This is a genomic window from Winogradskyella sp. (assembly GCF_965228925.1).
Classification (GTDB): domain Bacteria; phylum Bacteroidota; class Bacteroidia; order Flavobacteriales; family Flavobacteriaceae; genus Winogradskyella.
In genome coordinates, this window is the sequence record NZ_OZ245845.1 from 3,499,993 (window position 1) to 3,514,674 (window position 14,682).

Annotated in this window: 13 protein-coding genes; 4 read left to right on the top strand and 9 right to left on the bottom strand. The window is 39.0% G+C overall.

Features of this window, described 5'->3' with window-relative positions; genetic code table 11:
- Positions 1-746: 746 nt before the first annotated feature.
- Positions 747-1,349, bottom strand: coding sequence for a DUF4251 domain-containing protein (locus tag ACO052_RS14435; RefSeq protein WP_422104487.1), 603 nt, complete (start codon positions 1,347-1,349; stop codon positions 747-749).
- 122 nt (positions 1,350-1,471) lie between these two features.
- Here ACO052_RS14435 and ACO052_RS14440 point away from each other — a divergent pair, with 122 nt between their 5' ends.
- Positions 1,472-2,008, top strand: a complete 537-nt coding sequence (locus ACO052_RS14440; protein WP_422104488.1) for a hypothetical protein — start codon at positions 1,472-1,474, stop codon at positions 2,006-2,008.
- A 65-nt stretch (positions 2,009-2,073) separates the two neighbouring features.
- Here the strand turns inward: ACO052_RS14440 and ACO052_RS14445 are convergent, their stop codons facing one another.
- The gene (locus ACO052_RS14445; protein WP_422104489.1) at positions 2,074-2,520 is read right to left on the bottom strand and encodes a DUF2452 domain-containing protein; all 447 of its coding nucleotides are present in this window, start codon (positions 2,518-2,520) and stop codon (positions 2,074-2,076) included.
- 115 nt (positions 2,521-2,635) lie between these two features.
- On the opposite strand from ACO052_RS14445, the gene ACO052_RS14450 reads away from it, so the two are divergent.
- Positions 2,636-2,941, top strand: a complete 306-nt coding sequence (locus ACO052_RS14450; RefSeq protein ID WP_422108069.1) for a DUF2237 family protein — start codon at positions 2,636-2,638, stop codon at positions 2,939-2,941.
- A 1-nt stretch (position 2,942) separates the two neighbouring features.
- On the opposite strand, the gene ACO052_RS14455 is transcribed toward ACO052_RS14450, so the two are convergent.
- The gene (locus ACO052_RS14455; RefSeq protein WP_422104490.1) at positions 2,943-4,589 is read right to left on the bottom strand and encodes a hypothetical protein; all 1,647 of its coding nucleotides are present in this window, start codon (positions 4,587-4,589) and stop codon (positions 2,943-2,945) included.
- A gap of 261 nt (positions 4,590-4,850) precedes the next feature.
- Here ACO052_RS14455 and ACO052_RS14460 point away from each other — a divergent pair, with 261 nt between their 5' ends.
- Positions 4,851-5,114: a hypothetical protein gene (locus ACO052_RS14460; protein ID WP_422104491.1), complete on the top strand. Its 264-nt coding sequence runs from the start codon at positions 4,851-4,853 to the stop codon at positions 5,112-5,114.
- Positions 5,115-5,134: 20 nt separating this feature from the next.
- On the opposite strand, the gene ACO052_RS14465 is transcribed toward ACO052_RS14460, so the two are convergent.
- The 4 genes from ACO052_RS14465 to ACO052_RS14480 form a co-directional block, all read right to left on the bottom strand.
- Positions 5,135-7,204, bottom strand: coding sequence for an amidohydrolase family protein (locus tag ACO052_RS14465; RefSeq protein ID WP_422104492.1), 2,070 nt, complete (start codon positions 7,202-7,204; stop codon positions 5,135-5,137).
- Between the two features lie 85 nt (positions 7,205-7,289).
- Positions 7,290-10,019: an ankyrin repeat domain-containing protein gene (locus ACO052_RS14470; RefSeq protein WP_422104493.1), complete on the bottom strand. Its 2,730-nt coding sequence runs from the start codon at positions 10,017-10,019 to the stop codon at positions 7,290-7,292.
- Positions 10,016-10,387 carry a BlaI/MecI/CopY family transcriptional regulator gene (locus ACO052_RS14475; RefSeq protein ID WP_422104494.1) on the bottom strand — a complete coding sequence of 124 codons (372 nt, stop codon included), beginning with the start codon at positions 10,385-10,387 and terminating at the stop codon, positions 10,016-10,018. The genes ACO052_RS14470 and ACO052_RS14475 overlap by 4 nt, the downstream gene beginning before the upstream one ends.
- 703 nt (positions 10,388-11,090) lie before the next feature.
- Positions 11,091-12,644: a DEAD/DEAH box helicase gene (locus tag ACO052_RS14480; RefSeq protein WP_422104495.1), complete on the bottom strand. Its 1,554-nt coding sequence runs from the start codon at positions 12,642-12,644 to the stop codon at positions 11,091-11,093.
- Positions 12,645-12,811: 167 nt separating this feature from the next.
- Here ACO052_RS14480 and ACO052_RS14485 point away from each other — a divergent pair, with 167 nt between their 5' ends.
- Positions 12,812-13,699, top strand: coding sequence for a peptidoglycan DD-metalloendopeptidase family protein (locus ACO052_RS14485; RefSeq protein WP_422104496.1), 888 nt, complete (start codon positions 12,812-12,814; stop codon positions 13,697-13,699).
- On the opposite strand, the gene ACO052_RS14490 is transcribed toward ACO052_RS14485, so the two are convergent.
- Positions 13,694-14,113: a GyrI-like domain-containing protein gene (locus ACO052_RS14490; protein WP_422104497.1), complete on the bottom strand. Its 420-nt coding sequence runs from the start codon at positions 14,111-14,113 to the stop codon at positions 13,694-13,696. The two genes, ACO052_RS14485 and ACO052_RS14490, sit on opposite strands and share 6 nt — an antisense overlap.
- A 72-nt stretch (positions 14,114-14,185) precedes the next feature.
- Positions 14,186-14,641 (bottom strand): DUF4251 domain-containing protein, encoded by a 456-nt coding sequence (locus ACO052_RS14495; RefSeq protein WP_422104498.1) that lies wholly within the window; start codon positions 14,639-14,641, stop codon positions 14,186-14,188.
- Positions 14,642-14,682: the final 41 nt, after the last annotated feature.

The following is a 14,682-nucleotide window of genomic DNA, read 5'->3' on the forward strand; positions in this document are numbered from 1 at the left end:
ATAATCTTAGTTTTCCAATGCTTAAAGCCTGTTCTAATGAGTTTTAGCGAGTTCTAAGCTTTCCTAAAATATAGCGTAACGAGCCGTTAATTGTTTCCAAAATTATATGCAGCCTTGATTTTTTTGTTTCTTTTTTTATCAAGAAAAAAAGATAATAATCAAACCTTTAGAAGTTCCAAACTCATAATTTCTATTTTACATAATATTAGAAGTACTTATAAAAGAAAACTTCAATAGGAGTTCTGCATAGAACAAGTGTATAGAAATTTTAAAGCGTGGATTTGCGCCAGGGAAAATTTTATACTCTTGTGGCAAGCCTGCGAGAATCTCGTAAAATTTTTTTTAACGTATATTTCCGTATACGAGAATTATAAATAGGAATCCAAAACGAAGCTTTTATTATGCGCTGGCAAGCGTTGGCAAATGGCGTGTAAAATAAATTGTTATTGAACAATTTGATTTTATGAAAGCCATCGAGCGCTTGGGAGCGGATATTTTACATAACGGCAAATTATGGGACAAATGGCTCGCAAAATGTTTCTTAGAAAGCAAAAGCCAAAAAGACGAATGTTTAATGACCCCCAGACAAAAGTAACTTTCAGAGGACGTAACATTCTGGGGTATTTTACATAATGTCATTATAGCTTACAAATGGCGAAACCGCTAAAAATCAAAACTGAGACATTTGTACTATAATTTACATTATGTAAAATAGTATATATAGGCAATTAGAAAGAACTCTAACCCTAAGGACGTGCCGCTTCTACAGGCTTTAACTCCCCTTTATAGCGAATCAGATTTTTTAAAGTCGATGTAATAAAGACATCTACAGATTTATTCGGATAGATCGTCAGCTGTACATTATAGCTTTCTGTGGTTTCGTATTTGTCCTTAATATGATACTTAATCTCCAAAGCATTTTTCTTTTCGTGCTTGGTCATACTGTAGTCTTCCGGTTCACCATCGAACTCTATACCTTGATTATCGCCATTATAATGTCCAGCCACTAAACGCTGCTCACCAAAAAATGGTAAACTGCCTTTAGTACTCGCATTACTGACTTCGATAAAATGACCATCAGCACTCACATCAATACGATTGGCACTATTACCGGTTCTCTGAATTAAAAGATCATTCAATACCTGATTGGTCGCCGCCGTATTAAAAGGAAATATAGTGTTGATATCAACTCGAAAGGCTTTAGCATTCAACTGCGTTTCTAATGCTGCCAATGCTGCCGATTCCTCGGCTGTAGTCATGCTATCCGCAGATTTACAGCTTGTATTCAGTACTAAGCCACTTAACAACAATACTACTACTAATGTCGATATGCTGGTTTTTATTCTCATAACTGTTTTAAATATAGGAATTTAAGATGATATATGCTAGAATATTAACAGTCCATTACCATTTTCTATGATGACATTTTAAACACACTACGATGTTTTCAAAAATCACAATACTTCAACATATGAAAAAATTAGTCCTTATCCTTCTCGCTATTTGCTTCATCATGGCCTGTTCTTCAAACGATGACGATAGCAATCCACAGCAACAGCAAATGCCTACGGATATAGGCGAATATTCGCTAGTCCTTAATGGTGCTGGTTTTACTGAACAGCGTGTAGAATTATTTAATGATACCATCAACTTTGTAGGCCCTGGATCCCTATTTGCTGCCAGCGATGATTTTGGCAATGCCCTTGGCGTCGTCCTTGTACCGTCATCCTCCGAAGAAATTTCAAATCCTATCGAAGCCTATCCCGATAACCCTAATCACCCTTCGGGTTTTGAAGCTAATACCGCCTCCTTTTTTATCGGTAATGATGCCTATCGTTCCGAAAATGGCACTTTCGTAGTCGAAGCCTTCGAGTTTGATGGCAATACCTGTGCCGTTTGGCGTGGCAATCTCAATATCAACTTTACCCTAGATGGTCAAGGCGGCGATGTCCTTAATGTTACAGGCACTTTCGAAGTGTTTTCAGAAGGCTGTAGTACGGATAATTAAATAAGACATATGCAATTAGTTAGTTGGAAAGTCTTGGCGTATCATTTATGCGCTAGGACTTTTTTCTATTTTGGCAACTCTACTCCTATCCTATCGGCTACCTGTTCCCATAAATAATCAGTGGTCAATCGAAAACTACCTAAATAGCTAAAATCACAACTGTCGGGATCGATAATCGATAAAAAAGGTTCTTCTTTAGCATTATTATACAAATGATAGATTTCACCAATCAAAGGCTCAAAACTAAATTTGGCATTAGTCACCAGTTCGTTGTATTCTAAAACCTTTAGCAATTCCTCATACTCCGCTTTAATGGCCTCGTATTTGGCTCTTAAGTGCTTATTGGCTTTATAAATTTGAGAGCTTTTCCAGCTGCCATTATTAGGTAATTTAATCTGTGGCGCCCCTACATTGGTGGCATAAGGCCTAAACGCGGCATCATAGCGCTGTTGGTCTTCATCAAACACCACTAAATCGGGCTTCTTCTCGGTATTGTGGGCTTTCTTTTTCATAACTAAATACGCTACAAAAATACGTATTTTTGCAGTGCTAGTATCTTAAAGTCCTTTTAAAGTGAATGCGCGCAATGTCTATGGTGACCCTTTAATCCCGTGTTGTACCGATCCCATGACCGGTTATTTTAGGGATGGCTTCTGTCGTACCATGCCTCAGGATACCGGAACCCATGTGGTTTGCGCAGAGGTCACGGCAGATTTTTTAGCCTATACCAAATCGCACGGCAATGACTTAACCACCGCCATACCACAATGGCAATTTCCAGGCCTCCGCCCTGGCGACAAATGGTGTTTGTGTATTTCTAGGTGGCTGGAAGCCGAAAAAGCGGGAGTCGCACCAAAAATAGACCTCAAAGCCACAAATATTAAAGCCTTGGACTATACCAATTTGGAACTTTTGGAGCGCTATGCCCTTTAACTTATTGCTTCTTTAGTGTTGCAATCCTATTTCTGGCAGTTCGGGCCAGCATACTTTTGGGTTCTAAGTCTATGATCTTCTGAAACGACGTCATAGCCTTTTCATTTTGCTTCAGCTCCATTTGTAGGTTCCCTAGACTAAACCAGGTGCCTACGGACTCGGGATAGAGCTCGGCCATGAGTTCAAAAATAAACAGTGCCCCTTCCCTATTGCCCTGGTTTAACACACGATTGCCGGCCTTACTGACCTCTTCCTTAAAGTCATAATACCTGTACCTCGGGTCTTTGGCAATTTTAGTGGCATCGATTTTAAGAGTTGCAAAGTCACCCACCATAAACAATTGGGTTAAATGTTGCATTGGATCCAAAATAAAACCATCATCCTTATAAGCCATGGCAGCTTCCAATACAGGATCGGCATTGCTGATATACTCCTTATAGCTCATTTCTACGGCAATATGTGGCACCGTCGCATCTTTGTTTTCCCACTGTGGTTTGTCTTGCCACCAGACGTGGGATAGATAGACTTTAATACCACTTTTGGGCAATTGTACGGGTCTGCTGTCCCCATAAAAATTCAGGTTTTCAGCAGTAGGCTCACCCACTAAAATAGCTTCGGTATAAGTGGTAATCTCATTCGTTAAATTTTGGCAAGCTGAAAAGGTGTCGCGTCCAATAATAAAGAAAAACTCCCCCTTGGTATTGATATGTGGTCTTGCCATAAGTCCCTTGATCAAATTCAAATTATTGAAATTATTCCCGCCACCATTGAGGCGTACATCGTAGATTAACTTATCGACGGTATTGTTATCAATAAAATCAAATAAGCGTTTGTAAAAATCCTCAAGTGTTTCGGACTCATGATTAAAGACAGAACTCTGTCTTACATAAAGTACCTTTTCGTTTTCCAAATACTCAAAATAATAGTACTTAGAATCCAAGTGCTTAAGATATAATGGTGTTTCAGAGATTTCTCTTGCCGTTAACCAGTTTTCTGTGGGTAAGGTAAAATTGAAAACCTTTGGTTTAGCGTCCCTTGAAATGGTCGGGAAATCGTAGCTAAAACGCTGTCCCTCTTTTTCGAGCGTCCATATCACCGTCTCGCTCAGTTTCGGAATCACACCTTGGGCATGCAATACCTCTGGCGATAATAAAAAGCGTAAACCATAAGCCTTAAAGTACTGATCGTTTTCCACAGGTACTACAGGACGAATGAGTTCTAAGGCTTTAGCGATAGGGGTCTCCCCTATGCTCACTACCTTGGCTCCCAATACGGCTTCATGAGCTTTATGAACGCCTTCTATGTATAAACCATCATTAAATTGGTAGAGATTGATAGGAAATATTCCAGCTTTGGAAACATAACTATAAGGAATTTGGGTGTGTCCATATTGAAACATGGAAACTAAACGGGATAGTCCGACTCTTATCTGGTGTTCTTGTAGCTCTGGAATGGTCTTATAAAAAGTGTCCACAGCAGCATCAAAGTCTTTCTGTGTGACTTTTTTAAATAAAAAGGCATAGTCGCGATGAATCGTCTCTTGTAAAAATTTCACATCGTTTTGCCAATCACTTGCAGGTAATTGATTCTGGCCAAAGCCCTTTAAAACAAGGAGGTAACAAAGGACGTATTGTATTATTTTAATCATGATACACGAATTTTATAGTCTAAAGATCATAAAACTTCGGGAGGCCAGCTATTCAAAGTTACCGAACCGTTATAATTAGGATATGAAATGTAAAATACGATGGTAATGACACTTTGTGTTGTTCATCGATATCGCGATTGAAATTGTTCAGTTCGTCGGACTAAGGCCACCATTTATCAATTAAATTCAGTTTCGAAGTCAGAGCTTGCGTAATTTTATACAACGATATTCCCTCAATCTATCATTTTAAACCTGTGTATTATGGATAAGAATTTAGCTTTATTCAACCAGATTAATAGTCTATCCTACTGGTTACTAAAAGAAAGTCATTACAAAAGTACGGTTACGCTAGATGCGACGGACGATAGCTTTTTTATCTCTGTTAAAAATGGCATAGAGTCCATCTACAAGCATCATATTGAGGATTTTAGCAAGAAAGACGAGAAGTATTTGAATTTCGAACTGTCCTCCATTGCGCACCATTTGCTCCACATTAAGCGATCTATAACAAGTCGATCGGCATAACATTGCGATGTAGATGCATACTATAAGTTTTCCAGAACGCCTTTAGCGTTACGGTTATCAGGATCCAGTTCCAAGGATTTTTCATAGTTTTTCTTGGCCAAAACTTTGTCACCTGCCTCTAAATAGGCCTCTCCCAAACTGTCATAAACATTGGACGATTCCGGGAAGGCTTCCACATTCATTTTAAAAATCGCCAGGGCTTTTTCTACCTCACCTAAACTACTGAGGTACAAATAACCAAGCCCATTCATTTCACCTTCATCTAGAATAAAATCATCACGGTCTTTTATAGCCTTAAATTGCAATTCTGCAGCCATTATCCCTTGATCTTCCATGGTCAAAAACACATTTAGCCCCACATATTGTGCTTCTTTAGGATAATTAGTGTTCCAAAAATTCATAAAACCCTTTAGCAATGGGATATCGCCTCGTCGCACTAGACCATAAGCCATATTGGTTAGATCTACACTGTCGTAGTCCACAGTTTTATCCGGAAAGGCAGTCTTAAACCATTGATAAACCTCCATAGCTTCCTGTATCTTATCACCACGGGCCAATTGCTTAATGACATGCCTAAGCCCTGCAATATCTAAAGGCTTAAACTCAGTTTTATTAGTCTTAGCAGCATTAAAAAATTGACGGCCCGCATCCATACCGTCTTCTGCGATGATATCTTGAAGTAAGAAGGCTATGGATTTTTTACGGTCGAGAACAACCCCATCTTTAATCACCGTTTTTGAAGCCAGTACATTGGAGGCATCTTCAAATGGATTGGCATCAAAAAGCAACAAATCAGCCTTCTTCCCTACTTCGATAGTACCATAGTCCTCATCGAGTTGCATAGCCTCATACCCATTGATCGTTGCTATTTCCAAGGCTTCGGCCATACTAAACTGACCACTATTGACCAATAATTGAAGTTCTGATAAAAAAGCACGGCCTCCATTTCGGCAATCCGTTCCTATTCTCAGTTTTACACCTTTATCATAGGCTATTTTAAGATATTCCATCATGGTGTTATAGGCCTCATCGCGTATTTTAAGCTGTGTTTCATTATAGCGTACCATAGGCATCGTGCGAATGGGATAATATTCAAAAGAGCTAAAAAAATCGGATTGGCCCGCCGATGCCGCCACCACATTCAAAGCGGTGCTTAGGGTGGCTCCTTCCCTAGCCATGCGATCAAACAAAGTCATAAGCTTAGCTTCCAATTCGGGATGGGCCTTTATATAGCCGAAAAAGAAGACCATTTGTGCCGCAAATTCATCGATACTTCCGCTCATTCTAATACCATAATCTGCATTCATCTGTTTCCAATGTATGTCGTAATTCAAGATGCTAGGCGTCAAGGTGAATATGTGTTCAAAATTCTTCACGCCTAAGTCCATGGCCTCACCAATAGTCATCACATTATTATCCACGTGTGTATTCACAATGATACCCTGAAGCTTCGCCTCTTCTGCCATGGCTTTATAATCAGGTTTACGGAGCTTGCTATAAAATTTCATGTATTTTAGACCACGCTTCGCATAATCACGCACTTTCTGCCGACCATCTTCTGGGTTCTTCACTTCGATATGATGTGCGGGTTGACGTCGATCATCATCCGAAACTATGGACCCACCGCAGATATAAACATTGGGGTAATCGGGTTTTGGATTGTTTTGCCAGCCTAAAGTCACATCGATCCATTCCTCGGGTTGTCCCATTTCGATGACTGTGGTGACACCGTGATTCAAATAGTGATACCTCGTCATATCCCGAAGCATTTTAAGACCGTTATCAGCCGCATAGTCTTCCGGTGTGCCAGAACTGGTGCCATAATTACCTATCAGATGCACATGGGTATCTATAAAGCTCGGTGTTAATAGTCGCTCGTTACCTTCGATAGTTCTAGAAGCCCTGAAGGTTTGCTCGACATCTATGATGGCAGCAATAGTATCTGCATTAATTAAAACAGTCTTGTTTCTAAGGACGCTCTTGGTCTTAGTATCGAATATGTGCACGTTAGCAAGGGCCAAATCATAGCCGCTTGGATCACAGCTCAAGACCATAAGGCCTATGAGTGTAGCCAATAAAATATGTTTCATAAGATGTCGTTTAAAATAATGCTGTCCCAAAAATGGTTGAAGACAGCATTATTGAAGGTAATTGATTGATGAAATGAATTAAAGATTAATTGTTGGAGTCCGTAGGCTTTGCCCCTTTGGATTTTAAATAATCTACAATATCCTGGTGGCCGTTTTGAGAAGCAGCAGATAATGCAGAACCTTGACCATCACTATAAAGATTAACATCTGCCCCTTTTTCTACAAGCAGTTTTACGGTTTCCATCAAACCATTCCTTGCAGCGGCATTTAGTGCTGAACCCTGACCATCATTTTGAAGGTTGATATCCGCCCCTTGGTTTAGTAGATATAGAATGACATCATTGTGACCATTTCTAGCAGCAGCATTTAAAGCAGAGCCTTGACCGTCATTTTGCAAGTTGACATCCGCGCCTTTATTTAAGAGTAGTTTTACCGTATCAATAAGCCCATTTCGCGCTGCGGCATTTAGAGCAGATCCTTGTCCATTGGTTTGCGCATTGATATCCGCACCTTGAGATAACAACTGCTTTATAATGTCATTATTGCCATTTTGTGCGGCAGATACTAAAGGCGGACCATGACTATCTGTTCCTTTATTGAGATCGGCACCTTGATTTATAAGGTATTTTAAAGCTGCTTCATATCCGTTTCTTGAGGCCGCGTTAATGGCAGTGCCTTGATTAGGGCTGTATTTGTTAATATCCGCTCCCTTTTCAATTAAAAGCTTGATGGTCTCCAAATGACCATTGTTTGAAGCTGCAATGAGCGGTGTTCCTTGATTAGGGGCTATTTTGTCGATTTCGGCTCCCTTAGCTATTAAATAGACCACCGTTTCGCGATGCCCATTATTTGAAGCCGCAATTAATGGCGTCCCTTGGTTTGGTGATATTTTATTGATCTCCGCACCTTTGGTCAAAAGATACTTTACATTTTCTAGCCTTCCATTGTTTGAAGCAGCAATGAGCGCATTCCCTTGATTCGGTGAAATAAAGTTGATATCCATACCTTGCTCTACCAAAAATTTAACAGCCTTTACATTACTAGAATTAGCCGCGGCTATAAGAGCATTGCCCTGATTTGGGGAATAGTGATTGATATCCACTCCTTGCGCAACCAAATATTTCATAACATTAAGATGACCATCTCTAGATGCTGCAATTAGGGCATTGCCTTGGTTTGGAAAACTACGGCTAACATCTGCCCCCTTAGAAACAAAAAACTTAACAAGTTCTAAACGACCGTAGGAAGCAGCTTCGATTAAAGGTGTACCATCACCTTGTACTACTAATTTAACGTCAGCACCATTGGCCACCAATACTTTGGCAATCTCAAGATTCCCTGTTCTAGCCACGGCGAATAGTGGCGATTTAGCTTTTTGATAGCGCCAGTAATTTCCATCGTTTGCCGAAGTATCGTAGCCCGGATTGGGGTCAATACAATTCACATCGGCCGTGGCTACGAGTGCTTTGACTTTAGCAATATCATTAGCTCTTATGGCTTCTAATAGCACCTTACATTCTGGATTGGCATCTGCGCTAAGCACACTTTGAATATGGTCGATGTTTTCGCTGGTCTCACCATTTTCATCGGTCAGTACCAAATTACCTCTCGTGTCCACTTCTAATTCTGCACCAGCTTCTAGCTGACGCTTCACAGAAGATAGCGTATTTTTCCCTGTATTTTCTATATAGGCGACGCATGCAGGATCGAGATGAATTAGCATGTCCTTAAGCTTGTCGATATCCTTTTCTTCCAAAGCCTTTTTAAAGGCCTCGCAATCTGAAAAATAGTTGGGTTCGGTTACAAGATCATCGAGTTCCGGCCCATCAAAATTGGACGGTTCTGCGGCATAAGAGACATAAGGCTTGTTTAAAGCTAATAGTAAAACGAAAAATAGAGGCATTGTAAATGCGTACTTCCAGTAACTGTGCGGGTTTGATTTTTTAGTGTTCATTTTTAATATGCGTTGTTTGATTAATGACTGATTGTAATTCGTGGTAATGGCCAATGGCTTACCGTAGGTTGCTATTTTGAGCAAATTCATTTGATAGTCATCTTTTTCGGTGTGATGAGTCCCTATTAACAGACTATCCGTTTGATATTCGATATTTTTTTCTACCTCTCGTCTAAATAGCCAGGCAAAAGGATTAAACCATAATAAGATCACGGCTATCTCAGAGAGCAAAAGGTCGATACTGTGCCATTTTTTGACATGGATTTTTTCATGTGCTATGATTTGTTCATAAATATCGAACTCATATTGCTCGGGATTGATAAATATATAGTTGAAGAACGAGCAGGGTTCTTTTATATGTGTGGAATTAATGATTATGGCATCGGTATCCTTAATACGGTCCTGACTGCGGTATATTTTGAAAATAAGGTTCAAAATCTGTGCAATTAAATTTATGGACAGCACAATTACTCCAAAACCATAAATAATGAGCAACCAATCGCTGATGCTACGTTCCTTAGACATCACGGAACCTGTACCACTAACCGTTTGTTCTTCTGAAGTATCAATTACCGTTTCGGAGTCTTCCAAGTTTAGTGTTTGTGTATCTGAAGGTGTTTGGATGGGTTGACTATTTACCATGCTAGTGGCTGTGTCATTTGGCGCTATGATATTGGTAAGAATACCTTGATTTTGTATGAGTTTTGGCAACACTATAAATGGTAAAGCGAATGTCAAGGCAAGCCCAATTATAAGATAAAGCCTATTAGTAGCATAGAAGCTCTCCTTTTCAATGACCAATTTGTAAAACGCAATGACTACGGCTATAACAATAGACGTTTTTAATAAAAGTAGTATCATGAGGTCTTCCCTTTATTTGATCTAATGACTTTGATTAATTCTTCGATTTCTTTTTCGGATAAGTGCTCTTCTTTAGCAAAGTAGGCCATCATTTTTGGGAAAGAGTTACCAAAAAACTTTTGTTTGATATGGCTAAGGTTACTATCGCGGTAATCCTCAAATTCTGCCACAGGACTGTACTGATGGGTGTTACCTATTTTTTCAGACTTAAGTACACCTTTTTTGACTAATATTTTTACAATGGTAGCCACAGAATTATAATGAGGTTTTGGTTCTGGTAAGCGTTCTATAATTTCTCGGATAAAGGCCTTTTTTAAATCCCATACGATTTGCATGATTTGGTCTTCTCGTTTTGTTAGTTTTTCCATGGATTTCTGTTTATAGAATTCAAAACTACTAAAAAATTAGTAGTAATACTAAAAAATTAGTAGTTATTTTAAATTTTTTATCCTAACGAAATTTCTAGAAAACTTTCAAGATGTTGAATATCAAAATTTTAAGCCTAATAAAAAGGAACACTAATGAGCTTAGAAAATAGAGTTATTAAGCATTAAATAACATTCCTCTTGTGAATAACCATGAATTTCTTCAAACTTTTCATATTGATAGTCATTTCGAATATTTCGACTCTAACTTACCCTGAGCCAAGTCGAAGGGCTCAAGACAGGCTAAAGAGAGAAATCTTTAGATTCAGCGCAGCTAAACCAAAGGTTCAGCGTAGCTAAATCTCAATACTCTAGATGTGATAAGATTCCTCTTCGTACCTCATTCGGCATGACAAATCAACTTTAGCTCCTAACTATATAATAGAGATTACCAAGATCAAAACTATTGGATCTTATAGCGCTTAGTCTTCACGAGGATAACCATGAATTTCTCCAAACTTTTCATATTGATAGTCATTTTGAATCTTTCGACTGTCGCTCAAGACAGGCTAAAGAGAGAAATCACATCATAAATTCAAAAATAATGAGATTCCTCTTCGTACCTCATTTGGAATGACAAATCAACACTAAACTGCAACTATATAATAGAAATTACTAAGATTAAAACTACAGGATCTTATAGTGCCTACTCCTCTGGCGGATAACCATGAATTTCTTCAAACTTTTCGTCAAAGTTTGTTCTTAAATAAGAATTCAATTTTTTCTGATAGTCGTCTTTTAGCCATTTTAAAAAGTTACCCGTACTTTTACTGATACATTTGGCGTAGATTTCGATACGCTGATTAATATCGTCTTTAAGTAGCTTGGCCAAGGCTAAAGCGTCATAGACATCTTCACTATTTTCAATACAAATCTTAGCATGTTGTGCTATCGATCGCTCTAGCACAACTTTTGAGGATTCGCCAGCATCTACAGCATCTTTATAGGTTTGTCTAATATCGAAATAGGTATCCTCGGACTTTGAGAACTCTTCTTTTATCTCATCGGGAAGTTCATGCTTAAAGTTGGCCTCTATAGACTCATCGCTCTTAATGCGATCCGTAAACCAATTCGGGGATTTAAAAATCAATTGCCAGTCCAAATCAGCACCCCAAGGTCCAAACCTGTAGAGGTTGTTCCCAAGATCGATAACCGTAAACTTCGACTTATTGTTTAGAATACGAGAGCCGCGTCCTATCATTTGGTAATATAAGGTCAAGGACTTTGTAGCTCTATTTAGAAGAATAGTGTCAATCGTAGGCTCATCAAAGCCAGTCGTTAAAATACTTACCGAGGTTAATATGGCATTGGGAGTTTCGTGAAACCAGTCCAGAATTTGTCGGCGCTGCTTTTTGGTGGCCGTATTATCCAAATGCATTATAGGTAAACCAGCTTGCCTAAAGGCATAATAGATACTGATTGATGTATTGATCCCATTATTAAAAATCAAGGTCTTCTTCCCTAGCGCATGTTTCTTATAAGCGTCTATGGTTTTTTGTAGCATCGCTGGACTGGTATACAAATCCTCTGAGGATTTAACTGTATAATCACCATTAGAGCCCACTTCTAAAGAGGTGAGTCCCATATCGTAGGCATAGGTTTCGCAGCGGGCCAAAAATTCGTTTTCAATGAGGTTTTCTATGGTCTCACCGGCGATGAGCTCGTTATAGTTATCTTTCATGGGAAGCTCTTTATTAGAACTCAAAGGTGTGGCTGTAACACCAAGGATAAAGGACTTTTCGAAAAACTTAAAAAGTTTAGTAAACGAGTTATAATGCGCCTCATCAATAATGACCAAACCGACATCCGAGATATCCAGCTTATCGTCATTCAAACGGTTGTTAAGGGTTTCGACCATGGCTACAAAGCACGAATAATTTGCCTGATCATCAAGATTGGCCTTACTATCCACCACTTTATTGGTCACCCCAAAACTGGTGAGCATTTCCGAAGTTTGTCTGCAAAGCTCAATACGGTGTGTCATAACCAAGACTTTCTTATCGTGGTTTTTAAGGTACTGACGTACCATTTCCGAAAAAATAACCGTTTTTCCTCCGCCTGTTGGTAATTGATATAGCAAATGATAATCCTCAGGGGCATTATCGAATTTATCAAAGATCTGACGAATAGCACCTTGCTGATAGTCGTATAATTCTTTACCGGTTTTCTTTTCTTGAATGGCTTGGTTATTTTGAGACATTGTAACTAGTATAAAATTGAAAGTTGCAAAATTAAGCTATTTAAAGCGATGTTAAAGCGATTTGTAGTTAACAATATTTATTTTAATTTCGCGTTCATTCAATCAAACAGTTAATTGAATTAATGAGAATCCTAACCCTCTGTCTCGCTTGTTTAATGTTTTGCTGTATGGCGTTCGCGCAGAACGATAGTGTATCCAGCACCATAAAAATCAAACTTCCAACCACATTTAAGAAAGCGGCACTAGTTAACGAAGTCGAAATTCCGGTCCAGACCCATAAGGATAGTACTGCTGAGAAAAGCATTGATATTAAGGCTGCCTATTGGGATACTACCGTTTATAATCCTTATAAAAATGTGGTGTCCGAATTCCCTTTGAATATTAAGTTCGAAGATAGTACTTACGCTTCTCCGGTCTCACATAAAAAGGTGATCACATCGCGATTTGGTTGGCGATGGGGACGACCACATAAAGGTATTGATATTGATTTGGTCACGGGCGATTCGGTCGTAGCAATGCTCGATGGTATCGTACGCTTTGCAAGATACAGTCGTGGTCATGGCAGAACAGTAGTGGTTCGGCACTATAATGGTTTGGAAACGACCTACGCTCATCTTTCACGTATTGGCGTAAAAGCTAATGATACAATAGCGAAGGGCCAATATTTGGGTAAAGGAGGCAATACCGGAAATTCTAGGGGCAGTCACTTACATTTGGTAACAAGTTATATGGGAGAATCCATTCACCCGGAATATCTCTTTAAATTCGATGCGACCAATTCCATGCGGTCCCAAGATATTTGGGTCACACGAAAATGGACCAGAGCAAGCTACCATAACTCTAGACGCCTATCAAAGCTAGCTCTATATGAATCAAAGGAACAAGCTCTAGCGAGTTTAGAAAAGCAACGTAAAGTCTACGTGGTGCGCAAAGGCGACACCTTATCTCGTATATCTAGACGAAATAATACGACAATCACCGCCATTTGTAGGACCAATAAAATAAAACGGAATTCTACACTTAGAATAGGTCAGAAATTAATTCTGGAATTATAAAGTTCTAATAGGTACGTAAAAGTCCTCTTCAGAATCCGGACTCCCATTTTTATAGAGCGCGCCCATGACTTGAAAATGTGGTCGATTCGCTATAGCATAACCTGAGGAAGGTAGCCATTCATTCATAATATCGCGATACGTGGCACCAGCATCCATACCCTTATGACGAAATACGGCATAGAGACCTCCAGGAATGGTCAACGAATGCATCTGCTCTGGAACCGTTTCCACATCCGAAACTTCTACACAGGCCCAAATAGTGAATGGTTGTTCAGCATCGTTTGGGTTCTCATAGTTTTGTATGGCCACCAATTCTTCATTAACGACATTAGTAATATCTCGTCTTCTGGGCATAAACCGTTTCCAAAGCGCAACAATATGTCCATATTCATGACGACGCATCTGACTCTTCATACCAATGAATGTCTTAGCCTCAATGGAAAGTATTGTTTTGGGATGCACTAAAATAAAGCCTTTGAAATGTGATTATTTGGTAATGACTCCTCTGTAGGTGGCAAGTTTTGAATTATTGGCACTTAAATCTAAAAAGGCATTGCCATTAGGTTTAATAGTGATTGTGATATGGTACATCCCCGTCTTAAATTGTATGGTAATCTGCTGCTCGCCATCATTAAACTGGGTCGAATAATCCTCTAATTTATCTTTAAATCCATAGATCTTATTGGCACTATCAAAAGTAGCGAGCAATCCTTTAACTTCAGAGGTGTTGATTCTTATCGTATTTAAATCTCCTGGAACTTCTTTACGTTTACCGTCATTAAAAACCCAGTCCGCCACAAACTTAAAATTTTGTGTTTCTACCAAAGCTTTATGACCAAGATAAATGGCTTCTGCCCTATCCTTTTTGATTTGCTCTTGTCCAAAACTTTGTGAAGGTAAAGCTATATAAATCAGAAGTGTTAGTAGAATTAACTTTTTCATATGTTCTATTTTGGGTCTAAGATAGTATTTATTCTTTCAAA